Source organism: Serratia sp. Res13-Sevr-LER1-36-b (assembly GCF_015673035.1).
Taxonomy (GTDB): domain Bacteria; phylum Pseudomonadota; class Gammaproteobacteria; order Enterobacterales; family Enterobacteriaceae; genus Chania; species Chania fonticola_C.
Genome location: NZ_JADACK010000003.1, coordinates 14926 through 39182 on the forward strand (window position 1 = coordinate 14926; position 24257 = coordinate 39182).

Below are 24257 nucleotides of genomic sequence, written 5' to 3' on the forward strand. Positions count from 1 at the left end.
CCAGTTAATTCTCAAATAAATACTAGAAATGATAATATTATCATGCTATTAATAACACCAAGACCGATCGTTTTATAACCAATTGTAATGTAAAACAGCGACCTGGTTTGCTTACAAGTGACATATATATATATCATTAAGAAACAGCCTGAAATTAAGAACAAACCCAGAATAAAGGCGATCTGCACTGATTTAAGCCAGGCCGATTGACAGAGGAATTGTTTGAACTAGCACAGCGGGCATAACCTCAGAAAAAACCCTTCTCTCTCAGTGAGGTGGAGCTGGATGTATGCCCGAAATGGCAGTTTCATCCCAGTAACGGGTTCTGAACGCCAACAGCAGCTGCATAAAGCCAACCTGATTCAGCCCCAGCTTGCGCATAATATTCAGCTTATGAGTGCAGACGGTCTTATAACTGCGCCCGATAACCTGAGCGGCATGCTGCGCATTGGCTCCAGCAACCATCAATCCCAGAATGCGCCATTCACAGCCGGATAATGGGCGCTGTTCCTGCAACAACAGTTGCCGCATCGCTGGGCTACGATAACTGGCAGTGGGATGGGCCGCCGAAATGGCTGCCAGCAAATAATTCACACTATCGCGCTTGGCCACTAGTGAGAGGTGTTTTTGCGTTGCAAGCAGCGACAAAATATCCGGGTTGATGATATCGGTGAAAACCACCAAGGATGCCTTTGGCCAAAGCGTACCGAAGGTCAACACGAATCGCACTACCTGATAAATGTCTTCGGTATGATGGTAGAGCTCCATAATAACCGTTTGCTGTTCATTATCATTGAGTGACGAGACAATATCCCTCAGTCTACTTAGACTGCTGATTTTTTTATTATTCGGGTCAATCAATGCCTGCAGGCCGATATTCACCAAAGGATGGGGTTCAAAGAGAATAAAAGTCTCGTTATATAAGGCATGCATAATTAATTATCCCATTGAAAATATTATATTTTTTAGTTTATAAAAACCACCTGAAACCAGCGTTCCTTGCCGAACGGTCAATAAAATAAAAACTAGCCGATTAAATACAACTTTTATCCACGTTGATAAACTTATCGCTATAAATAATAAATTTCTGACCTTGCAGTTTGATACCCGGATGCGACAGCGTATCCCCAGGGCGTAAATACTCGGTGATCCCCTCTTCGTCGGTGCTTTCACAGCCGGGTTTCAACAGAAACTTAAAAAAGGTATTACCGGTGTTTTTGAGCGTACCGCGCTGCTTGTCAAGCTGGTAGTCAAACTGGGTGACACGCGGTCTGACCACCAGAATGGTATCCATTACCACGATCGGCTCCAGGTTGGCACCGGCTTTGTTGCTCTGCCCGGTGGTCAGCAGGTTAGTCGGTACCTCGCGAAATGAGACACGATAATAACGTTCTTTATTATCCTTCGGCCCATGGTAATAGAACTTGTAATATTCCCCCTGCCCTGCCCGCAGCGTCAGTTGCTTGGGAGCAAACAGCAATTCACCCTCTGCCGGGCGGGTTCGCACCTCTTGCTCCCCTGGCCGATCGATGGCACGAATGGAAACCTGATAAAACCGGGCGCTGGCGTTATTGTTCAACACCCGCTTGGCGACAAAGGACTGATCCTGATCCATCGCAAACGTCATGGTACCCACGTTGATCGCCCCGGCGGTAAAGGGCAGGAATATTAGCCATAGCAGCAGAGTTTTCACATTACCCCCTTTAATTGATATTGCGCCAGGTTGCCTCAACGTGAATTTCACCGGCGGCATGCACATCGCCATACCAGGCATTACCTTCCACCGTTTTCAGCGAGATCGGCGCGCTCATCGGGATCCTGAACTTGACCTTGGTCTTGTTCATCACCCCCACGTCACCAGAAATATCGTTCCATGGGGTACTGCTCCACAGAGCGTTGGTCATATCGTGCCACTGGCTGTCACAACCTGCATCAAACACCTGCTCCGTCCCCGTGCTGGTGGTGATACTAAGCTGGGCCGGGAATGGAACCTTCGTGGTATTGTCCGGCGAGGAGAAAATACAGTAGTTGATCCCTCCCAGTGACTGCGTTGGGCCGCTCGCCATTACCCTGACCTGATCGGCATTGGTCTTGGCGCTGGTGGTCACAATATAGCCAAACTCCAATGGTGGCTCTGAGGGGCCAACATAGCCTTCCCGGTGCGGGTTGTTATCGAAATCCTCGGAGATAATGCTGATGCTGAAATCACGAGGCTTGATGATCAGTTGGTTAGAGGTCGAGAACTCATACCAGCCCGATTCTGGCGAGGTGGTGTTCTGGAAACGGAAGTTAATCAGATCGCGCGTACCTCCGTCGGTGATCCCCAGCTTGACCATCTGTTTGAAGAAATTACTGGCAAAAAACACGTAAACGGCATTGCTGCTCTTCAACTCGTTAAACGTATAGTAGCTGCCGGTGCCCGAGGTATTTTTCCAACTGTTGCCATTCAAACTGAATTGCAGATCGGCCGCATTAACCGCCGATGACAGTGCAGCATGGTTGATCGACGGAAAAATATGGATCGAGGTGTTACTGACGCTGCCATCCGTTTGCAGATCGTAGCTGACCATCTTGCACATGATACCGCTGCGGGCACCGACAGTTTGGTTGCGGCAGTCCGCATTACCTTCACCGATGATCGGTATCCCATCACTGTTGACGAACACTTCCGATACCGCATTGGTATTGATAAAACGCAGGTGTGCCGCCTTGGCATGGGTGACGGTACGTCGATACCAGGTGCCTGAGCTTTGATCCTTGCAGCGTTGGCCACTGCTGGCACTGTAGACCGCAGAAGTCTGACAGCCGTTGATTTGCATGCTGAATGACTCACCAGCCCCCATCTGCCTGAGGTACTGATAAAAACTCGGTGACATCATGCCGTGCATCCATTTTTGTCCCCCGGGAGTAACAACCGCCCCATAGAACCCTTTTTCATCGGTGGTATCTGGCAGGATCAGACTGGTATCCATATTGCAACCGGCATACCAGTTGATACAGCGCAGGCCAAGGAATGGATTTTTGATCGGCGCATTTTCCAGCCACATATCGTAACGCCAGTTGGCTATCAGACCATAGTTGAAACCATTGTCGACGTAGCCCAGGCTCTGTTGATAAATGGTGCCAGAACCACCGTATTTCAGGCCGGTCCATTTATTGGCACCGGTCAGACGTGGCTCGAGCCCCCCTGCCGGGGTCACAAAGAAGTTATCGTCCGCATTGTTCTCAACAAAGACAAACTTCATCGTGGCGGCGTCTCCAAGATTGGTCGGATTCACCGCCTGCGCCGGGGTGATGCTCAGCAGGCCGCCGATCAACAACGCCAAACGTATGCTATTAGCCTTCATTGCTCATATCTCCTGGTTGGCCCACTTTGGCGTAGGACTTCAAGCCGCGGCAAACCACGTCGCCGACCCAGACCGCACCCTGTGCCTTACTCAGGTCCAGTGCCACCTCACAGCTTTGATTATGACGGTAGGTAAAATCGATTACCGGGAATTTCTTATCCACATCCATCACGAACTCCCCTTTTTCATCCGTACGGGTACGCCCGATATGGTTGTTGATATTGGCGTTGGCCAGCAGCGTACCGTCCTCGGCCTTGATGCGGCCAAATACCGTGACCATCTGTTTGATTTGCGGTTCGATGACCGCCACGTTGCCCGGGTACAGCGTCAGGCTGTTCTTACGGTTGGTGACGATGTCGAAGCTTTCCGCCGAGTTTTTGTTGTTCATCAACTCCACGACATACTGGCCATAAGGAGACAGTGGCAGATAGTTCTTGTCTCCGGTCAACTTGACGACGCGGCCATCCACGCGCGCGGTCAGCATGCCTTCATTTTCCAGGCCGGTATTGATAATGATCCCTGAGTTACCTTCATTACGCCCACTTGCCGCGATATGACGCCCCTGCCAACCGACGCTGCCGTTAGCGGTCAGGCTGGTATTCACATAGCCGTCTGCGGAGCTGCTAACGTTGACGGTGCCGGTAGAATACTTGGTGTCAAAACGAGCGTAGGCACCGCCGTTAAAGCTGTTATCACCGTTGGTGTCCCCGGAGATGGCGCGCGACATATTGGCCCCCACGGTACGGATCGGCCCATCGGCAATCTCTTTACGCGCCGCAATATTGGCCGTGGTGTAGCCGTTCTGGTTAGAAACCCCGGCACTGAACCAGTTGCCCAGCGGCAAGGAGAAATCGAGCGCAATGTACTTACCGGTATTGCCGCCGGAGTGGCCATTATTGTATCGCTGTACCCCGGCACGTATGCCCAGCGTGCCGTAACGGCCGGTGAACAGATTCTGGTAGTAATCCACGTTGTAGTAATGGCTGCTATTTTTCTTGTCATCGTTATAACTGACGCTGAGCGTGCCGAGATGAGGCACAATCGCCCCCAAGTTCAGCGAGCCACCGATCGCCCGGTTATGGGCATCGTTTTGGCGCAGTTTATCGCCGATCACCGTTTTTTCTTCGTTGGCCCACAGCGTACTGAAACCGCCGGGCAGCGTGGCGCTCACGGTGTTGATCAGCGTCCAGGATCGGTCGGTGGCCACCATACTCTGCGTGCTAACCTGCACTGAATCAATGATGGGTATGCTTAAACGGCCTTCCGCCACCGAGGTGCTGTCCAGAGAATAACCGGACAGCGCCCAGTTGAAGCGAGACAGGTTGCCAGAGGCTGAAGCCCCCAACAGGTAGCTATCTTTAGCCTCAGCGAAACGATCGTTGTCGCCACGCCACTCATCCATACGCACCATGCCGCCCCAATACTGCCAGAACATCGGCGCACCCGCGGCGTGCAGCGGACTATAGAGTTTGTTAACCCGCTGCATACGGCGGTTAATCACCTGACCATTGACGATCACCTCAACCTGCACATCGTAAATACCAAAAGGCAGCGTGCCGGTATCCACTTCATGGTTACCCATGGCGAAATTCTGTACGCTGAGCAGGCGGCCATCACGCGACAGGTGAACCTCACCCGCCGAAGGGAAGAAGGCAACAATCGGCGTTAACGACTGGGTATTATCAAACACCGTCGAATTGGCCCGGCTACCATAGGACATGCCGTAGATTTTGCTCGAATTGATGGTGGTCACTGGGCCCAGCGATTGCAGGTTCCAACTGTCGAGCATGCCTGCGGCAAAGCGTCGGCCAGCGAAGTCACGCTCATACATCACCTTATACAGCGTCGAATCCTGGTTGCTGCTGCCAATCCCATAGACAGAACCGTTCACTTCCACATGATGCTCACGCAGAGAGGTGACGTTATTCAGTGATAAATAACTGGAGGTAAAACCTTCACTGGCTTTGGTGCGGTTGTCGTAAACGCCCAGGTTATAGGCCAGCGTGCTGCTTATCTGATCAACACTCGACGCACCAATATCGCTGGCGCGCTCACGCAATACCGTCCCCAGGGCCGATTGCTTCACCACCAATTGCAGGTTCAACTGGCGGAAATCCAGCGCCAGCCAGGCATCATCCGACAGCGTAATGCGTTGCTTATCGTCAAAGTTGGCGTCATTGAGTGCATTGAGCTGCTTGGTGATCGCGGCGGTCAGTTGTGCGCCACCCTCGTTATCTTCCAGGGTAATTTCGCTAATTTTTAGATGGTTATCATCAAGCACCAACAATGCGCGCCCAATGCGTTGATCGTCTTTCAGGGTGCTGTTTTGTTCAAAATGCAGCAATAACGGGATGCTCATCCCCTCACGCAATGCCATGCTGAAAGTCTGGGGGATCAACACGCCATCAATTTGGGTTAACCCGGCGGCAAGAGCCGACTGCCCAGGGATCATCACGGCCGGGATAACGCTCATCCCTACCGCTACTGATATCTTGAGTAATGCACTATCCAGTGCTAGTTTCACGTCTAACTCCTTGAACTATTATGCATCCCTTTACTGCAACATCCCGTGGCAGTCCAACTTGGTGTTATTTGACTTGAATAAATTGCTCTCCATACCAAAGCGCAACGTGGCTTTTCTTATCATTGATATCTACTTTGGACAGGCCACGATCTTTACCTGGCATAACAAAATAGTTTTCTTTGCAGTTGCTGCCTTCTTTCTTATTCTTGCAGGGGCCGTAGGCCACCATTTTGAAAGTGGCATTGCCGGTATTGGTGACTTTGTTTTTGGCAAACTGATGATTAAAATTAACCTGGCGTGGCGTAACCACTAAAATGGTGCCAATACGCGCCGAGGTGGTGGCCACGCCATTGCGTTTGGCGGTATTCTGCCCCGCATCCGTTAATGCCTGATCGAACCAGACAATCCGGTAATAGCGCTCTTGGTTATCTTCTGGGCCCTTATAATAAAAACGGATCACGTCCCTGGCGTTAGCTGGCATCATCAGGCTGGCCGGTGACAACAGCATTTCGTCCTTCTTCGCCATCGGGATCACCACGCCGGATTCCGTCGGGTCGGAAATCCTTTCTATTTTTATATTCACCAGGCGGCCGCTATCCGTCGTATTTTTAATTTCTTTACTTAGCGTCGCGCTATTACTGGGCATAAAGGAACTGACCGCGCCAACATCCAGCGCAAAGGCGCTATGGCATAGGGAAAGCAACAGGGGAATAGAAAAATAGAAACGATTCATAGCGGTATTCCAAACTCTTTAGCTGACAAAAACAGGGGGTTTCCCCCCTGTTAAGACGCATTACTCTGGGGAAACGATTATGCGGTAGTCCAGGTAGCGTTGAACTCTACGCTCACGTCGCCACTCCAGATACCTTCAGGCAGGGTGCTGAAATCAGTCACAGCAGTTGCGCCATCAGCCGTTGCGCCGATGATGCTGAAGGTGAACTGATCTTGTGCGCTGGTACGAACAGCTTTGTCGTAAGCGCCAGACAGTGCGCTCAGGTTGCCACCCATAATACCGGCATTAACGTCGATCATGGTGGTTTCAGCGGTTTTCTCTACTGCTGCGCCATTGTAGTTAACGCCCACTTCCAGGGTAGAACCAGAGGTGTCGAGCTGAGTCAGAGTATTGGCCACCAGCTTGGAGGTCAGTTTAAAATCGGTGGCGGTTCCTTCGCCCTCGATAGTCACGTCGAACAGACCTTTCTGGCTGTTGAAGCCTTTGATGCCTTCAGCATATTGGAAAGACAGGCTGCCGATTGGCGTCACAACCAACTTGCTGGTGGTATCTTTCTTGGCAGTGGCTGACCAGGTAGCCAAGGCTTGTGCGGTAACGTCTGCTGCCTGAGCGGTGCCCACTACTGCGAATGCTGAAACGATTGCCAGAGCAAGTGTGATCTTTTTCATGGTAAAACTCCCTAAGTTATAGATTTCTATTGTCCGTTAAATGTGCCGATCTTTGTCATCTCCACTCACTCCGGTATTGCCAGTTGCTAGCGGGATAACGCCAAGTATTGATATGCAACGTGAGTGTGCCTCTCGTCCTACTTGGCGAGAAAAATCTTAACCCAAATTAATCTTAAGATAATCATTAACTAGTAAATGTGAAATGTTTAGATTTAAATCCTGTGTTTAATCTTTTTAATACTCAATTAAGGATAGAAATCCCACCCACGCAAGGTGGGTAGCAGAATTATCCTAGATTAATTCGAGCAGACATTAACGACATTACAACTATCGTTATTCGGTGCCCTTTCTGGTGAAAAATTAGCCTATACATTTAATGCTTGTCCGTTAAGGCAACCCATTTCCCCTCACTCCAACCCTCTCCCAAAGGGCGAGGGAGCAGGTTCGGTGCCGTATTCAGGTGCAGAGGTGAGCGGCGACAGGGGTGATGCAGAGGCGGAGTGCCGTAATAAAATTGTGGCACGTTCGGTCCTCTCTCCTTTTAGACGAGGGAGTTGGTACATTGCCGTGTTCAGGTGCAGAAGTGTGCGGCGACAGGGGTGATGCAGAGGCGGAGTGCCGTAATAAAATTGTGGCATGTTTGGTCCCCTCTCCTTTTGAACCAGGGAGTTGGTACATTGCCGTATTCAGGTGCAGAAGTGTGCGGCGACAGGGGTGATGCAGAGGCGGAGTGCCGTAATAAAATTGTGGCATGTTTGGTCCCCTCTCCTTTTGGACTAGGGAGTTGGTACATTGCCGTGTTCAGGTGCAGAAGTGTGCGGCGACAGGGGAGATGCAGAGGCGGAGTACCGTAATAAAATTGTGGCATGTTTGGTCCCCTCTCCTTTTGGACGAGGAAGTTGGTACATTGCCGTGTTCAGGTGCAGAAATGTGCGGCGACAGGGGTGATACAGAGGCTGAGTGCCGTAATAAAATTGTGGCATGTTCGATCCCCTCTCCTTTTGGGAGAGGGCTAGGGTGAGGGGCATTACTATTTCGGGGTAGTACGAGTACGCTGACGGAATAAGGGGGATAACGTTAATGAAGTGGTTTAATCTAAGACAAAGATGCTCTGGCTGTCGGGTGTTTTTCCCGCCAGCCAATCAGCATCATTCAGTTAAAGTGAGGATTCGCTTTCCAGACCAGAGCAAAGTTCAATCTTATGCTCTCGCAAAATCTTGCAGCGGAGAAAAAATAGCCGTGAGATGCCAGAAATATACGACTTCACCTGATTGCCACGCATCAGCAACAGGTATTCATCCGGCTGGCATTGGATTTTTTGCCTTACCACCTGCGCCAACACATCATCGCTGAATGCCGGATCTGCCTGAACCGTGGAGTTCGACATAAATACCGCGCAGTTACCCGATTTGCCCAAATAGCTCTCTTGCCGGATGCTTGGATTGAAAATATAGAACGCAATGCTGGCCAATACCACACACACAAAGCCCACTATCCCCCAACCATAGCGCAAGGAAGCACGGGAGAACACCCTGCCTACCACCACGGGTATGGTTTTAGCGGCTGATACCGGCGGTTCGGCAGCAAGGATCGGCGTATCCTTTTCATCCTCACAAGACACAATCTGGATTTCGCTGTGCAGCATAAAACCCACTTTGGGAACCGTGACGATCACCTCCTCATCAATTCCCAGCGCCTTGATCACTCTACGTAACTTGCTCACACACTGGTTAAGATTATTGTTACTGGAAATCATCCCATAATCATCCCACACCTTTTTGAAGATCACTTCACGGCTCACGGCATCGCCCTGGTGGACAATCAGTAACTGTAGCAAGCGCTTGGATGGGTTGGAGATGGTGACAGTATCGTCAAACAGATCGCTCAAACTCAGCGTTCCGCTATCGACATCGAAGATAATACGGTCATTAATCTTATATTTCATTATACTCACGACTTTCACTATAAAAACAGACAGCCCAGGCATTAATCGTTAATAAAATCATTTAATTGAAATTAAAAAAAGCCTTCGTGAACGTTTCTATCGCTAGTAAATAGTCCGCGGGTAATTGTCATTAACTGTGGCATTTTTCCTTCTCCCTGGAATAAGAATTTTCTCATGACCAAAACAAAGATTATCGAAACACGCTGATTATTGATATATTGATTCATTAAAATTCACAAGGTTAGATTTTTATGTTGATTTAAATTTATTTACAGCGAAAAACTTCACAAAATCACCTTGTAAAGCCTGTTTTAATGTAAAAATATCGCAGATTTAACCATCTCTAAGATCTTACATAACTGGGAAAGTAGGTGTTTTCGGCCAGCATTGATAACCTTTATCATTTAAATCAATGGTTTTAACCTGTCACACCGCCAGACAACCGCCTTAGCCTTAGCCTGATTCTGACTTTACATAGCGATATAACCTGGTGTGCCCCATACATCATCAGGATCTATACCAGCACCACATTAAGGTGGATCCTTCAAAATAACTTATTATCTTTTTATAGGTAAATATTATGGGGTAGCAGGCTGACGGTGCCACCGGCAGGCACCTGGACGTGATGGAATTATTGCAGCTCAATGCCAGGTATTATCCGTTGTGGAGTCTGTGGCTACGATCTTGGGGCAGCGATAACCACCCCGATGTTTATCAGATTAGCGGGATTGAAAGTCACTGCGCCGCAGTAAGCAACGTAATATTTGCCTGCATAATCGCCTCACGCGCCGCTTCCGGCAGGTGATCGTCAGTGATGATCACCTCAAAGACCGAAATCGGCAGCGCCAGATAGGTGGCTACCTTGCCATATTTGGAAGTATCACTCAGCAAAATGCGGCGGCGGCTGGCCTCAACGATGGCGTTTTTCACCACCACTTTATCCTCGTTCGGGGTAGACAAACCACGCATACTCCATGAAGAAGCGGAGATAAATGCCAGATCGATAAACAGATTACGTAAAGCCTGAGCCGCAGCCGCCCCCACGCAGGAACGGTTTTCCCGGCATACCGTACCGCCGGTGTGGATCAGCTTGCATTGGCTATGTTCGAGCAGATAGGCGGCGATAACAAAATCGTTGGTCACCACGGTGATATCGTCACGCTCGCCGAGCTGGCGAGCGAGGGCCAACGTGGTGGTGCCTGCGTCCAGATAGATGCAACTGTTGGCCGGGATCTGCCGCGCGGCCAGTTGCCCAATGGCGGCTTTCTGCTGGCTAAACATCCCTTCCTTATCCTGATGCGAAGGCTCAATCGCCACTCGTTCGGCCGACTGCACACCGCCGGAAACGGGCAGTACGCTGCCCTGCTCTTCCAATTTTTGCAGATCGCGCCGAATGGTCATGTGTGAGACCCCCAGCCTTTCGGTCAGTTCAGCTATGCTGACTGCGCCGCGCTCGGACACCAGCGCCAAAATTTGTTGGTGGCGTTCAACAGGTATCACGGTTCCCCCTCTGTGACTACGATGATAATAATTGTGATTTTACGTCAATTTTCATGCGACGGTAGTAAAGCTTTTCAGGCTGTGAAGCCGGTCATAATCATAAAAAACATTTAAAAGCATTATGTTAGCAAGAGTAACCGTTTTTTAGACTGTTCGTTGCATTGTTAATTATTGTGAAGATGATCACCGATATCCACGCCAATAACGCTTACATTTAACACATCAAAACAAATAATCACTAAAATTAACAGAGGTGCATCATGGCACAACCAGGAAACTACGCAGTTTGTATCGTCGGTTTAGGTTCAATGGGCATGGGCGCGGCAACGTCCTGCATCAATGCCGGGCTGACTACCTATGGCGTCGATCTCAACCCACAGGCACTGGCGGCGCTACAGCAAGCTGGTGCCAAACAGGCCGCCACCAGCGCAGCAGACTTTGCAACCGAACTGGATGCGGTGCTGCTGTTGGTAGTTAACGCCAACCAGGTAAAACAGATCCTGTTCGGGGATAACGGCCTGGCGGCACAGTTGAAACCGAATACGCCGGTGATGGTGTCTTCCACCATTGCGGCTGCGGATGCCAAAGAGATCGAACAAAAACTGTTGGCCTACAACCTGCCAATGCTGGATGCCCCGGTTTCCGGCGGTGCAGCCAAGGCAGCGGCGGGTCAAATGACCGTGATGGCCTCGGGCAGTGAGAGCACCTTTGCCCAGTTGCAACCGGTGCTGGACGCCGTCGCCGGGAAAGTGTACCGCATTGGCGACGAAATCGGCCTGGGGGCAACGGTCAAGATCATCCATCAATTGTTGGCAGGCGTACACATTGCCGCCGGTGCCGAAGCGATGGCGCTGGCCGCTCGCGCCGGTATCCCGCTGGACGTGATGTACGATGTGGTCACCAACGCCGCAGGCAACTCCTGGATGTTTGAGAACCGTATGCGCCACGTGGTCGATGGCGACTACTCACCAAAATCTGCCGTAGATATCTTCGTCAAGGATCTTGGGCTGGTGGCCGATACCGCCAAAGCGCTGCACTTCCCGCTGCCATTGGCCTCCACGGCGTTCAACATGTTCACCTCCGCCAGCAACGCAGGTTTCGGCAAGGAAGATGACAGTGCAGTGATCAAGATCTTCGCCGGGATCGAACTGCCGAAGAATAAGGAGAACTCATAATGTTACTCGGAGTGATTGCAGACGACTTTACCGGCGCCACCGATATCGCCAGCTTCCTGGTGGAAAACGGTTTGCCTACGGTCCAGCTCAATGGCGTGCCGCAGGATGATACCCCTGTCGACTCGCAGGCGGTGGTGATCAGCCTGAAATCGCGCTCCTGCCCGGTCGACCAGGCAGTCGAGCAGTCGTTGCAGGCTTTAGCCTGGCTACAGCGCCAGGGTTGCCGCCAGTTCTACTTTAAATACTGTTCCACCTTCGACAGCACAGCCCAGGGCAATATCGGGCCGGTTACCGATGCCTTGCTCAATGCGCTTGGCGAACAGCAAACGGTGATTTCCCCTGCACTACCGGTAAATGGCCGCACGGTATATCAAGGCTATCTGTTCGTGATGGACCAGTTGCTGTCGGAATCCGGTATGCGCAACCATCCGGTGACGCCAATGACCGACAGTAATCTGATGCGGCTGATGGAGGCCCAGGCCAGCGGGCGTTGCGGGCTGGTCAACGCGGCAGAGATGGATCGTGGAGCCGGTGCGGTGAAGGAAAAGTTGCAACAGTTGGCACAGCTTGGCGTGCGCTACGTGGTATTGGATACCCTGAACGAAAAGCATCTGCTGACACAGGGCGAAGCGCTGAAAACCATGAAGTTGGTCACCGGAGGTTCAGGGTTGGCGATCGGCATTGCCCGCCAATGGGCACAGCCGGGCCAGGAAAAAGCCCAATCTGCCGGAGCGCCACAGGGAAAGAAAGCCGTGGTACTTTCCGGCTCCTGCTCCACCATGACCAACAAGCAGGTAGCGCGCTACCGCCAACAGGCTCCGGCACAGAGTATTGATGTCTCGCGCTGCATCACAGCAGGAGATCGCAGCGCCTACGCCGCCGAGCTAAGCACCTGGGTTGAACAACAGGCCGCACAGCCACTGGCCCCATTGCTGTACGCCACCGCCGAGCCGGAGCAACTGCAACAGACCCAGCAGCAATACGGCACCGAAGCCGCCAGCCAGGCGGTTGAAGCCCTGTTTGCCGAAGTGGTTAAACGCCTGCAACAACAGGGTTTCAGCCGCTTTATCGTCGCCGGTGGTGAAACCTCTGGCGTGGTCACCCAGGCGTTGGGGATCCGCGGCTTCCATATCGGCCCTTGTATTTCTCCAGGCGTGCCCTGGGTACGCGCGATTGAACAACCGGTATCACTGGCCCTGAAATCGGGCAATTTCGGCGATGAAAACTTTTTCGCCAGAGCACAAACGGAGTTTTCAGTATGACGATGACCGCTGACACTGAACGGCTGGCAAGGGAAGAGATGGTGCGCCTGGGGGCTTCGTTCTTCCAGCGCGGCTACGCTACCGGTTCAGCAGGCAACCTTTCGCTGTTGTTGCCAGACGGTACCCTGCTGGCTACCCCCACTGGCTCTTGCCTGGGGGAGTTGCAGGCAGACAAACTGTCGAAAGTCAGCCTGAGTGGTGAATGGATTTCCGGCGACAAGCCCTCGAAAGAGATCAGCTTTCACCGCGCGCTGTACCAGAACAACCCGGCGTGCAAGGCGGTAGTGCACCTGCATTGCACCTATCTGACCGCGCTTTCCTGCCTGCAAGGGTTGGATACGGCAAACGCCATCAAGCCGTTCACCCCTTATGTGGTGATGCGCGTCGGCCAGGTGCCGGTGGTGCCTTACTACCGCCCCGGCGATCTGCGGCTGGCGGAAGATCTGGGCAAGCTGGCCCCAAGCTACAAGGCTTTCCTGTTGGCGAACCACGGCCCCGTGGTCACCGGCGAGAGCCTGCGGGAAGCCGCGAACAATACCGAAGAAATGGAAGATGCGGCCAAGCTGATTTTCACCCTCGGCAACCGCCCAATTCGCTATTTAACCGATGATGAAATTGCCGAGTTACGGAGCTGAAGCATGCCAAAATTTGCTGCCAATTTATCGATGATGTTTACCGAGCACTCGTTTCTGGATCGTTTTGATGCCGCTGCGGAGGCCGGATTTAAAGCGGTAGAGTTCCTGTTCCCTTATGATTATCCCGCCGATCTACTGGCGGATAAACTGCAACAAAACGGTCTACAGCAAGTGTTGTTCAATACCGCGCCGGGCGATGTGGGTGCAGGCGAATGGGGGCTGGCGGCGTTGCCCGGCCGCGAGCAGGATGCCCGTGCGGATATCGATCGCGCTCTGGAATATGCCATCGCCCTCAAGTGCCCTAGCGTTCACGTGATGGCTGGCGTAGTGCCGCCAGGGGAAGATATTGCCCGCTATCGGGAAACCTTTATCAGCAATATCCGTTACGCCGCCGACGCCTTTGCCCCTCACGGCATCAAGGTGTTGATCGAAGCGCTCAGCCCACCGATCAAGCCCAACTACCTGTTCTCCAGCCAGCATCAGGCGGCAGAGCTGGTGGCCGCCATCGATCGCCCGAACGTGTTTATTCAGTTCGACTTCTTCCACGCGCAACTGGTGGACGGCAATATCGGCAATCTGATCGCCTCACTGGCCGGGCGCTATGCCCATATCCAGATCGCCTCGGTGCCAGACCGAAATGAACCCGATGACGGTGAACTGAATTATCCTTGGCTATTCGCCCAACTGGATAAGGTGGGTTACCAAGGCTGGATCGGTTGTGAATATAAACCCCGTGGAGAAACGACGGCGGGTCTGGGTTGGGTGAAACCTTACCTGTAATCAAGAACTCGTCGCGCCAACACCAGTTTCACTAACATAAAAAATAAACGCACCCGTATCGCCCCAGGGCGATCGCGGTGCCGGACTCTTACCTGAATTAAAGGCTATGCTATGTCTCCAACTATGCTACTGATCATTGCCGTACTGGGTGTCGTACTGCTGCTATTGATGGTCATCAAGGCGAAGGTTCAGCCGTTTGTCGCCCTGCTGGTCGTTAGTCTACTGGTCGCGCTTGCCAGCGGGATCCCAACCGGTGAAGTCATGAAAGTGATGACCGCCGGGATGGGCGGCGTACTCGGCTCGGTGACCATTATCATCGGCCTGGGTGCGATGCTGGGTAGAATGATCGAACATTCGGGCGGCGCAGAATCCCTGGCGCAGCGTTTCAGCAAAGCGCTGGGGCCAAAGCGCACCATTGCCGCGCTTACCAGTGCCGCGTTCGTCCTGGGCATTCCGGTGTTTTTCGACGTCGGCTTTATCATCCTGGCCCCGATCATCTATGGCTTTGCCAAAGTGGCTAAAGTCTCACCGTTGAAGTTTGGCTTGCCGATGGCCGGTGTGATGCTGACGGTGCACGTAGCTCTGCCACCGCACCCAGGCCCGGTCGCGGCGGCGGGGCTGTTGAATGCCGATATCGGTTGGCTGACCATTCTCGGCCTGATCATCTGTATCCCGGTGGGCGTTATCGGTTACTTCGCGGCAAAATATCTCAACCGTAAAGCCTACCCACTCTCTATTGAGGTGTTGGAACAGCTGCAACTGGCAGCCCCTGAACCTGCACCGGAAGGCAAAGCGCAACTCAGCGATCGGATCAATCCTCCTAGTGCCGGATTGATTACCGCGCTGATCGTTATTCCTATCGCCATCATTATGCTGGGCACCGTTTCTGCCACCCTGCTGCCAGCAGGTTCGCCGGTGCGTGATGCCTTGTCATTAATCGGCTCACCGGGCGTAGCGTTAATGATCGCCCTGGTGTTGGCGTTCTATCTGCTGGCAATCCGTCGTGGCTGGAGTCTGCAACACACCAGCGATGTGATGGGAGGGGCGTTACCGACTGCGGCAGTAGTCATTATGGTTACCGGTGCGGGCGGCGTGTTTGGCAAGGTACTGGTTGAGTCTGGCGTGGGTAAGGCGCTGGCAGATGTGCTGACCACCATTGGTCTGCCACTGATCCCAGCTGCATTTATCATCTCGCTGGCACTGCGTGCTTCACAGGGATCGGCTACCGTCGCCATTCTGACGACCGGCGGGTTGCTGTCCGAAGCGGTTATCGGGCTTAACCCGATGCAGTTGGTGTTGGTCACGCTCGCGACCTGCTTTGGCGGCCTGGGCTTATCGCACGTTAACGACTCCGGCTTCTGGATTGTCACCAAATACCTTGGCCTGTCGGTAGCTGATGGCCTGAAAACCTGGACGGTATTAACCACCCTGCTCGGTTTAAGTGGCTTCGCCTTTACCTGGCTGCTGTGGCTGGTAGTGTAACTTCCCGGTATTGCTAGAGCCAAAGCAGTTCGGCTACAGTGGTGAGTATCTTGAGGCGTTGCTCCGGCAACGCCTTTTCCCTTGTTCAGGAAGGAAGCCATGACCACTCACACCGTTGCCCCCACCTTGATCACCGAACGTCTGATCCTGGATGCCCACCGGCTGGAAGATTTTGACGATTTGGCCGCCATGTGGGCCGATCCTGCGGTGGTGCGCTATATCGGCAGCACGCCACGCGACAAGGAGGACAGCTGGGGACGCCTGTTGCGCTACATCGGCCACTGGAAATTGCTGGGATATGGCTACTGGGCGGTGCGGGAGAAAAACAGCGGCAGATATATTGGCGGGATTGGCTTCGCCGATTTTCACCGTAATATTCAACCTGCACTCGATGTCCCCGAAATGGGCTGGACGCTGATCACGGCTGCGCACGGTAAAGGCTATGCCACCGAAGCCTTGAATGCCGCGCTGGTCTGGGCCAAAGAGAATTTCTCACAGGACAAAGTCGTTTGTATCATCTCGCCAGATAACCGCCCTTCGCTTGGCCTGGCAAAAAAGGTCGGCTTTGTGGCAAGCCATCGCAGCGAATACCACCAGTTGCCAACGGTGGTGTTATACCGACCGCTCTGATTCCAAGATACCCTGGATAAAATTATCCCGTAGCGCATCAGGCCGCTGCGGGTTCCAAGCCAGCCCAACCTGCCACTGCGTCTGCTCGCCGCTTAACGGTAGAATATCGACCCCAGCAGGAGCAATAAACACAATGCTTTGCGGCAACAGCGCCACGCCTATCCCCGCCGCCACCAACGCCAACAAGGTTTGGATGTCCTCTGCCTGCTGTACCACATTGGCCCGCAACCCCTGAGCGGCAATAAAACGCAGCGCCTGCTCACTCAACCCTCGGCCACGCGAAGCTTCCAACTGCAACAGAGGAAAACGGTGGAAATCCGCCAACAGGTTCTCCGCCTGCAACGCCATCGTTCGCGGCGCGGCCAGCACCAGCCGATCGTTCAGCAAAGGCAGTACCTGCAGAGGAGCAACAACGGGCAAGCGCACAAAGCCAGCCTGTAGATCGCCGCTTAGCAACAACTGACATTGCCGTTCCGAAGGAAGATCCTCCAGGCCCACCACCACCGCAGGAAAGCGCTGGCGAAATGCTGCCACCCGTTGCGGGGCCAGATGAAAGCTGGAAAGCCCAAAGCCTAAGGCCAGACGCCCGGTTTCCCCCTTCACTAGCTGCAACGCATACAGATGAAACTGCTCGTGTTGGGCCAATAATTCCCGCGCTCTGGGGAGCAGTGCAGCACCGTTGGCCGTCAGTTGTGCACCTTGGCGACCCCGTTCAAACAGGCGGGTGCCTAGTTGTAGTTCGATGGCTTGAATTTGCTTGCTCAACGCGGGCTGGGTGATGCACAGCCGCTCGGCGGCCAGGTGATAGCGACCCAGTTCGGCCAACGCGACAAAGGCACGTAGTTGACGATTATCCATTCCATTAAGTTATCAAAAGAGGATTTTAATTGATTATACAGTAATCGATGCGGCTGCTGTAATTAGCGAACAAAAAACCCACAGGAGCTTGCTATGACCACCACCCTTCGCGCTGCGTCGGTACAATTTCAACACCGCGCCAACGACAAGAACTACAATCTCGGCGTTATGGAAGACTTTATCGTCCAGGCCGCCGCCGACAACGTGCAGGTCCTCGCCTTCCCGGAAATGTGCATTACCGGTTATTGGCACGTACGCCATCTGGCCGACAGCGAAATCACCGCTTTGGCTGAGCCTATCGCCACCAGCCCCTCGCTGGCGCGCATCCGCCCACTGGCAGAGCGGTATCGGATGGCCATCGGCGTTGGGCTGATTGAGCTGGGTGAAGACGGCCAGCTGTACAATGCTTATGCAGTTTGCCTGCCAGATGGCCAAACCCATGTGCACCGCAAGCTCCATCCTTTTGAACATCCGCTCATCGCTAAAGGCGATAGTTATACCGTGTTTGACACCCCTTGGGGCGTACGCATGGGGATCCTGATCTGCTGGGACAACAACCTGGTGGAGAACGCCCGTGCCACTACGCTGCTGGGTGCCGATATTCTATTCGCCCCTCACCAGACGGGGGGGACAAATTCACGCAGCCCGCACGGCATGAAGCCGATACCGCTGGCGCTATGGCAGCAACGTAAAGAAAATCCGGCGGCGATCGAAGAGGCTTTTCGCGGCGACACTGGCCGCGGTTGGCTTCTGCGCTGGTTGCCTTCTCGCGCCCATGATAATGGCCTGTTTATTTTGTTCAGCAACGGCGTGGGGCGAGACGATGATGAGGTGCGCACCGGCAATGCGATGCTGCTGGATCCTTATGGCCGCATCCTGTCAGAGACCTGGGCTGCGCAGGACGCCATGGTCACCGCCGATCTGGATCTGAGCCTAATCCCCATGAGCAGCGGGCGGCGTTGGATCCATGGCCGTCGGCCAGAGCTCTATGGGTTGCTTACCGAGCCACAGGGATATGAGCGCGATCCCCGTACGGCGCGTTTTTCAATGCAACCGACCACGGAATTGGGCAAGCCAAATAAATCGATGGATTAACACGTTTGTCTGCGGTTTCGATCTGTTACCGGCAAAAAAAAATCCGCCCCTAAAAGGCGGATTTTCATTGAGCATGACCAACAGGGTCACACGCACATGCCCGAAGGCATGGGGAAATCTTAGAAGCGGTAACCTACGCCCACGTTCCAGGTGCCAACGTCAACGCTGCGGATACGGCTCTGCTCGTAACCCACGTCCAGAGCAACCTGTTGCATTGGGTTGAACTGCAGACCAGCACCGTAGGTGAAGCCGTAGTCGCTGGTGTTGTTGTGGTCAGTACCGTTTTGAGCGTTGGAAGTGAACTTACCATAGCCCACACCGATCACACCGTAGATGCTCGCCCAATCGTTGAAACGATAAGCCGGGCCAGCAGTGATGGAGTTGTATTGTGCTTTGTTGTAGAAGCCGTCTTCAGAACCGTTCTTTTCCAGGTGGGTGAAAGAACCGATCACACCCAGTGGGCTGTTGTCGTACTCGTAACGGTACTTCAGGTTGAAACCGTCGGCCTTGTTGGCAACGCCTTGGAGATCGCCCTGGGCATAGCCAGCGGATACGGTGCTCTCACCAGCAAATGCGGTACCTGCTGTTACGGCCAATACACAAGCTGCTACTGCGGAAAGACATGCAATTTTTTTCATAACCACCTCAAACGCGTTTTATTATTAAAGTGCTTCAATTTCTCATACATTGAAAATATAGCAAAAATTAGCGTGAAACTCTGCCTTTAAATGAGTGTCTAAATCTTTGTATCGTGTAACAGAAGATTTCAAGAACACTATAGCATGCTAATTTTCCTGTATTTTTCCCGAATTATACTCCTTTTTGTGACGCTAATCACCTATCCGAGATCCAGAATACTCTTAAAAAAAGAGCACTTATTGGTTGCTTGAACCAAGTTGGCGCATATTTTTGACAGATTCAACTCGGCCCCCCGTTTTTCGCCAACACCTTGCTGTCAATTCCTTTACACTGTGCAACACCTGTACTCAATACCTTCCCAGACGCTGGGGAGTTCCATAAGGCCAGAAAGGATGTCTTCGTCTGTAACCACTAAAGCGTCTTCCACGCTGGTGCCCGTGTGTTTACTGATCATTGCAATGATCTCGATCCAGAGCGGGGCTTCATTAGCCAAAAGCCTGTTCCCGCTGGTGGGTGCCGAAGGCATCACCACCCTGCGCCTGAGCATCGGTACGCTGATCCTGTTTATCATTTTCCGTCCGTGGCGCATGCGTTTCGCCGCCGGTAGCCGGTTGCCATTGCTGATCTATGGTCTGTCACTGGGGGCGATGAACTACCTGTTTTATCTTTCATTACGCACGGTGCCACTGGGCATTGCGGTGGCGCTGGAGTTTACCGGCCCGCTGGCGGTGGCAATGTTCTCTTCCCGCCGCCCCATCGATTTTATCTGGGTGGCATTGGCGATTGCCGGTTTGTGGTTTCTGCTGCCGCTTGGCCACGATATGGGCAGTATCGATCCCGTGGGGGCAGCCTGTGCGTTGGGTGCCGGTGCCTGCTGGGCGATATACATTATTTTCGGCCAGAAGGCCGGGGGAGATCACGGGCCTGGCACCGTAGCCGTGGGGTCACTGATCGCCGCCATCGTGTTCTGCCCGATCGGTGCCTGGCAAACCGGCTGTGCACTGTTGAACGTGGATATTCTACCGGTGGCGTTGGCCGTCGCGGTGCTGTCTACCGCCTTGCCTTACTCGTTGGAAATTATCGCGTTACCCAAGATCCCTGCCCGTACCTTTGGCACCCTGATGAGTCTGGAACCGGCAATGGCAGCCCTTTCCGGCATGATCTTCCTCAACGAACATCTTAACCAGACACAATGGTTGGCATTGGCCGCCATCATTACCGCCTCCATGGGAGCCACGTTAACCATCAAACCCAAGCCACAGGTTGAAAGCCTCTCGTGAGCCCGCTGGCGCCTGGCGGCAAGTCCCCGGCGCCACCCTCAAAAGGTTGCATGATTGCAAGCCAGTTAACTTTTTTCCTGAACAATAATAGACATACTCTCAGCAGGTCTTTTTTATTAGGGAGAATCAGGATGATCTATGGCAGTTTGTACAACCCCCGCTTCGGACGTGGTCTCTCACCCGCTTTAGCCAATATCCTCAATACCGTACGTCAGTATGATTTGCCTAGCCTGCCGTTGGGCCGGCACGAGATCGATGGCGATCGAGTGTTTATGAACGTGATGGAGCTGATGACAGAGCCAGCAGAAAGCAAACGCGCCGAGCTTCACCAGGAATATCTGGATATCCAGATCCTGATCGGCGGCGAAGAGCGGATCGATTTTGGCCTGCCAGACAGTTGGGAAAGCAACGATCTTTACGATGAAAGCAAAGATCTGCAATGGCTGGATATCAAACGCAGCCCGCAAACCCTGAACCTAATGCCGGGCATGTATGTAATCTTCTTCCCGTTGGAGCCGCACAAACCCGGCTGCCAGATCACTGAGCCGAAAAACATCAAGAAAGTGGTGGTGAAAGTCCATTACGAACTGCTGCTTTGACGCCAAAGAGCCGGTCGCTTGACCGGCTCCCCCTCACCAGACGCTATTCCACCGCAATTGGAGTATCGACCAGTTTAACGTCACGGTCACCTTGCAGCGTTTTTATCTTGTTTTGGTATTCTTTTACTTGTTCAGCATTGTTCAGCAAAGTGTAAGTCAGCTCGAAATCGGTACTCTTCCCTGGCTGTAACTGTTTGATTCGCCCCTGCTCACGTTCGATTTTTACCGGATACGCGTAGTTGGTCCCGGGCTCAATCCCGGTAACATAACCCTGACGTTCAGTATCCGTGTTTTTCCACAACGTCAAAACCGGCAACTGGTGGGTATCAAAACCAATTGCAACTCCCCGATCCCCTTTCCTGTTGTTCATCATCGCCAGAGTTTTACCCTGCGAATCACTGTAAGGCACGATGTTGAACACCATTTCATCGAAGCCTTTGGTAGGCCCCTGGTAAGTATGCCAATCTTTCAAACCGCCCTTGGCATAATCATTAAACGGCGAAATCTCTTTGATTGCCGCACTGAACACGGCGCCCTCTTCCAGCAGCGGCTTACCGAAATTGCTGTGATAAATGATCTGATAGTCACGAGGATAGTCAGCACGATTGGTTAGACGATCGTGAACCGTAAACTGCTGTGTGCCGGGGACGTAACGCAGTTCAGTCCAGGTTTCCAGATTACTTTTCTTAAAGGTATTTTCTTTCAGCAGACCGCGGATACGGATTTCATAAGGCGCTTTTTCAGCAATATCTACTACCACTTTGGAAGCCGGGGTATTTCCTGCGCGGCCATGTAACGTATACAGCGTGCCGTTTTCTACGCCCGGGTGCCCGGTCCATTCGTAGCCGCAGCGCACCATCATTTCATTAAAACCGTCAAGCCAACCCACCCCGTTACGACTCTCAAGGTTGATATAAGCCGGATTGACCACCTCAGTCACCGGCGAATCCCATCCCAACCTTACGCCGGAGCCGTTGACATGCAGAATATCCATACCGCGCGTTGGGCTAAGGGTGATGGTCAACCCCTCACTGGTCAGGGTAAGGACTTTCGATCCCTCTTGCTTGCCACCATGCAAGACTTGCTGTTGCAGGCTGAAACGCGGAGCGGGGATTTTCAGCTGTGAGCTGTCAATCCGCCAATTGCCCAGTTCAATACCGTTCTCACTGTCGGTCAATACGATAGTTTGAGCACCGGCATACCCAGAAATCAAAGAGATAGCGAGAGAAAGCACAGTAAGCTTGTTCATTTATTATTCCTTCCTGATTAGCTGAATGGTTTTAGCAAAACCATCACAAACTAAGTTCTTAGCCCATTTTAAAATGCGATGAGGGTCACTTTTTCTACAATGAGGATGGAAAAAACAAAAATTCCGTGACTAACAGCGAGAAAAATAATGAGCATTGAAGCTTAGCTGACAAATTAATCAGATGAAGATCGTGTTTCAGGCTGAAGTAGATTCAGCCTGAAACAGAGGCTCATGCATGGCGAACATAAAAAGCTGAATCGAGTAAAGCTCACTAACAGAGGCTAGCCAGAAAAGCCGCTGTTTCCGCCGGAGAGCGCAGTTGGATAAAACGAACATGGCGATTGGCTGGGTCCTGCTGGTCTGCCAGATACTTTATACGATTCTTGCGGTAGGTTTTGATGGTCCACAGGATGATCGACTCACGGCTAAAGAAAGAGCGGCGAAAGCTCTCACAATTGCCGGTATCGGACCAGAGCTCAGTCTGGTACCAAGCCCGCACCGATGCGCGACGAACGGCCTGCCACAGCGTGCGACAAAATCCGTAGTCAACCCAGACAACCCAGTCAACATCCCGCCATTTCACGGCTTTGGTCCGGGTATAGTTGCCATCCAATACCCAGCCCGCAGGGGCTGATACCAGCGCCTGTTTGACCAGGTGCAAGAACTCGTCATCTGAGGCATTTTGCCAGTTTGGCCGCCAGTAAAGCTTATCCATCTCGATATAGGGTACGGTAAGCTTTTGCGCCAATTGGCGGGCAACGGTGCTTTTACCGCTGCCGCTGGTGCCCACCACGTTAATTTTCATGCTTTCCGTCGATATCCATTTTAACTGACTTATAGACATCTTATATTACAATAGGTCTGCTGCATTTTACTCATGAGGGTTTAGAGAATTAACCTTAAATGTCAGTCTATGCTCAGATTCAATAAAACTTCTGACACCCTCCGCATCGGGTAATGCTGATAAAGCTCCTTTTTGTGTCGTCGCCAGCGCTCCACAGGCGCTGGCTTGCGTCAGGGCTAATTTCAATTGTTCAAAATCAAGCAAACCATTTCCAAGAGAGATATTTGCCAACAGCCCAGCGATAAAGGCATCTCCTGCCCCCGTCGTATCTAAACTGTTCACCTTGTACGAGTCTACGTGTATGACCAGGTCTTGCCATAAGGCGATAGCCCCTTGGATATCACGGGTGACAATTTTAAGGCTAGAAGGAAATCGCTTAACTCTTTCCAACGCTTTTTCATAATGAGTCGTACCGGTTATCCAGTATAATTCTTCCTCTGAGAGTTTTAAAATATCGGACTGATGAGCAAATTCAGTTACCGTTGCCAGCATCTCCTGTGGATTCCCCCACATTTTCTCCCGCAGATTGACATCAAAGCTCAAGATGCCACCGCGTTGCTTTATTAAACTTATCGCCTTGACCAAGGTTTCCCGGCTCTGCTTGGCAACCAGAGCCAACGAACAAAAGTGCAATATATCATCATCAAAATCGGGTAGATTTTTAGAGGATAAAAACTGGTCGGCAGAAGGATTTACCAGAAATGTAAAACTGCGATCGCCATCATTCCCCAGCGCTACCAGCACGGTACTGGTATGATATTGCTCATCAAATTGTATATGCTGCGTTTCGACTCCCTCTGAATAGAGTGTTTGCTGGAGAAAGTGGCCAAATGGGTCATCACCGACTCTGCCAATAAAACCACAATCACATCCCAAACGAGCTGCACCCACAGCAACATTTAACGGCGCACCACCAGCGCAAGCTTTATATTGCATATCTGGCTGAGGTAATAAATCGATTACCGCATCGCCAACTGTCCACAGTTTCATAGTGTTTCCTTAACCCCCCAAT

Annotated in this window: 22 protein-coding genes; 9 read left to right on the forward strand and 13 right to left on the reverse strand. The window is 52.3% G+C overall.

Annotated elements, in window-relative coordinates; translation table 11 throughout:
• Nucleotides 1–267 precede the first annotated feature (267 nt).
• The 8 genes from IMQ33_RS00885 to ygbI form a co-directional block, all read right to left on the reverse strand.
• Entirely contained in the window at nucleotides 268–933 is a 666-nt protein-coding gene (locus tag IMQ33_RS00885) for a LuxR C-terminal-related transcriptional regulator (protein ID WP_230326617.1), read from the reverse strand.
• A 100-nt stretch (nucleotides 934–1033) separates the two neighbouring features.
• Nucleotides 1034–1693, reverse strand: coding sequence for a fimbria/pilus periplasmic chaperone (locus IMQ33_RS00890; protein WP_065686870.1), 660 nt, complete (start codon nucleotides 1691–1693; stop codon nucleotides 1034–1036).
• 10 nt (nucleotides 1694–1703) lie between these two features.
• Entirely contained in the window at nucleotides 1704–3347 is a 1644-nt protein-coding gene (locus tag IMQ33_RS00895; RefSeq protein ID WP_196061421.1) for a hypothetical protein, read from the reverse strand.
• Nucleotides 3337–5820 (reverse strand): fimbrial biogenesis outer membrane usher protein, encoded by a 2484-nt coding sequence (locus IMQ33_RS00900; protein ID WP_065686868.1) that lies wholly within the window; start codon nucleotides 5818–5820, stop codon nucleotides 3337–3339. The genes IMQ33_RS00895 and IMQ33_RS00900 overlap by 11 nt, the downstream gene beginning before the upstream one ends.
• 115 nt (nucleotides 5821–5935) lie before the next feature.
• Nucleotides 5936–6604, reverse strand: a complete 669-nt coding sequence (locus IMQ33_RS00905) for a hypothetical protein (protein ID WP_196061422.1) — start codon at nucleotides 6602–6604, stop codon at nucleotides 5936–5938.
• 77 nt (nucleotides 6605–6681) lie between these two features.
• The gene (locus IMQ33_RS00910) at nucleotides 6682–7272 is read right to left on the reverse strand and encodes a common pilus major fimbrillin subunit EcpA (protein WP_065686866.1); all 591 of its coding nucleotides are present in this window, start codon (nucleotides 7270–7272) and stop codon (nucleotides 6682–6684) included.
• 1156 nt (nucleotides 7273–8428) lie between these two features.
• Entirely contained in the window at nucleotides 8429–9217 is a 789-nt protein-coding gene (locus IMQ33_RS00915; RefSeq protein WP_065686865.1) for a winged helix-turn-helix domain-containing protein, read from the reverse strand.
• A 735-nt stretch (nucleotides 9218–9952) separates the two neighbouring features.
• Nucleotides 9953–10717: a DNA-binding transcriptional repressor YgbI gene (ygbI, locus tag IMQ33_RS00920; RefSeq protein WP_065686864.1), complete on the reverse strand. Its 765-nt coding sequence runs from the start codon at nucleotides 10715–10717 to the stop codon at nucleotides 9953–9955.
• A 260-nt stretch (nucleotides 10718–10977) separates the two neighbouring features.
• Here ygbI and ltnD point away from each other — a divergent pair, with 260 nt between their 5' ends.
• The 6 genes from ltnD to IMQ33_RS00950 all read left to right on the forward strand — a co-directional run bounded on the left by ltnD (nucleotide 10978) and on the right by IMQ33_RS00950 (nucleotide 16681).
• Nucleotides 10978–11892, forward strand: coding sequence for an L-threonate dehydrogenase (gene ltnD / locus IMQ33_RS00925; protein WP_065686863.1), 915 nt, complete (start codon nucleotides 10978–10980; stop codon nucleotides 11890–11892).
• Nucleotides 11892–13154, forward strand: coding sequence for a 3-oxo-tetronate kinase (gene otnK, locus IMQ33_RS00930; protein ID WP_230326618.1), 1263 nt, complete (start codon nucleotides 11892–11894; stop codon nucleotides 13152–13154). Before ltnD ends, otnK begins: the two co-directional genes overlap by 1 nt.
• Before the next feature lie 2 nt (nucleotides 13155–13156).
• Nucleotides 13157–13789 carry a 3-oxo-tetronate 4-phosphate decarboxylase gene (gene otnC, locus IMQ33_RS00935; protein ID WP_037375203.1) on the forward strand — a complete coding sequence of 211 codons (633 nt, stop codon included), beginning with the start codon at nucleotides 13157–13159 and terminating at the stop codon, nucleotides 13787–13789.
• Between the two features lie 3 nt (nucleotides 13790–13792).
• Nucleotides 13793–14569, forward strand: a complete 777-nt coding sequence (locus tag IMQ33_RS00940; protein WP_161711766.1) for an HPr family phosphocarrier protein — start codon at nucleotides 13793–13795, stop codon at nucleotides 14567–14569.
• A gap of 111 nt (nucleotides 14570–14680) precedes the next feature.
• The gene (locus IMQ33_RS00945) at nucleotides 14681–16051 is read left to right on the forward strand and encodes a GntP family transporter (protein WP_065686860.1); all 1371 of its coding nucleotides are present in this window, start codon (nucleotides 14681–14683) and stop codon (nucleotides 16049–16051) included.
• Between the two features lie 99 nt (nucleotides 16052–16150).
• Entirely contained in the window at nucleotides 16151–16681 is a 531-nt protein-coding gene (locus IMQ33_RS00950; protein ID WP_065686859.1) for a GNAT family N-acetyltransferase, read from the forward strand.
• Here IMQ33_RS00950 and IMQ33_RS00955 read toward each other — a convergent pair.
• Nucleotides 16664–17539: a LysR family transcriptional regulator gene (locus tag IMQ33_RS00955; protein WP_196061423.1), complete on the reverse strand. Its 876-nt coding sequence runs from the start codon at nucleotides 17537–17539 to the stop codon at nucleotides 16664–16666. The two genes, IMQ33_RS00950 and IMQ33_RS00955, sit on opposite strands and share 18 nt — an antisense overlap.
• 93 nt (nucleotides 17540–17632) lie before the next feature.
• Between IMQ33_RS00955 and IMQ33_RS00960 the strand changes: the two genes are divergently transcribed.
• Nucleotides 17633–18634, forward strand: a complete 1002-nt coding sequence (locus IMQ33_RS00960) for a nitrilase family protein (protein WP_065686857.1) — start codon at nucleotides 17633–17635, stop codon at nucleotides 18632–18634.
• A gap of 119 nt (nucleotides 18635–18753) precedes the next feature.
• Here IMQ33_RS00960 and ompX read toward each other — a convergent pair whose 3' ends face one another.
• On the reverse strand, nucleotides 18754–19272 hold the full coding sequence (ompX, locus tag IMQ33_RS00965) for an outer membrane protein OmpX (RefSeq protein WP_065686856.1): 519 nt from the start codon (nucleotides 19270–19272) through the stop codon (nucleotides 18754–18756).
• Between the two features lie 393 nt (nucleotides 19273–19665).
• On the opposite strand from ompX, the gene rhtA reads away from it, so the two are divergent.
• Both rhtA and nanQ read left to right on the forward strand, forming a co-directional pair.
• A complete protein-coding gene (gene rhtA / locus IMQ33_RS00970) occupies nucleotides 19666–20553 on the forward strand; it encodes a threonine/homoserine exporter RhtA (protein ID WP_196061424.1) in 888 nt (295 codons plus the stop codon).
• Nucleotides 20554–20684: 131 nt separating this feature from the next.
• A complete protein-coding gene (gene nanQ, locus IMQ33_RS00975) occupies nucleotides 20685–21152 on the forward strand; it encodes an N-acetylneuraminate anomerase (protein ID WP_065686854.1) in 468 nt (155 codons plus the stop codon).
• A gap of 43 nt (nucleotides 21153–21195) precedes the next feature.
• Here nanQ and IMQ33_RS00980 read toward each other — a convergent pair whose 3' ends face one another.
• The 3 genes from IMQ33_RS00980 to IMQ33_RS00990 form a co-directional block, all read right to left on the reverse strand.
• Complete coding sequence (locus IMQ33_RS00980; protein WP_196061425.1) at nucleotides 21196–22401, reverse strand: aldose 1-epimerase family protein; 1206 nt, start codon at nucleotides 22399–22401, stop codon at nucleotides 21196–21198.
• A gap of 271 nt (nucleotides 22402–22672) precedes the next feature.
• Complete coding sequence (locus IMQ33_RS00985) at nucleotides 22673–23206, reverse strand: (d)CMP kinase (RefSeq protein WP_196061426.1); 534 nt, start codon at nucleotides 23204–23206, stop codon at nucleotides 22673–22675.
• A 66-nt stretch (nucleotides 23207–23272) separates the two neighbouring features.
• Nucleotides 23273–24235: an aminoimidazole riboside kinase gene (locus IMQ33_RS00990; RefSeq protein ID WP_196061427.1), complete on the reverse strand. Its 963-nt coding sequence runs from the start codon at nucleotides 24233–24235 to the stop codon at nucleotides 23273–23275.
• Between the last annotated feature and the right edge of the window lie 22 nt (nucleotides 24236–24257).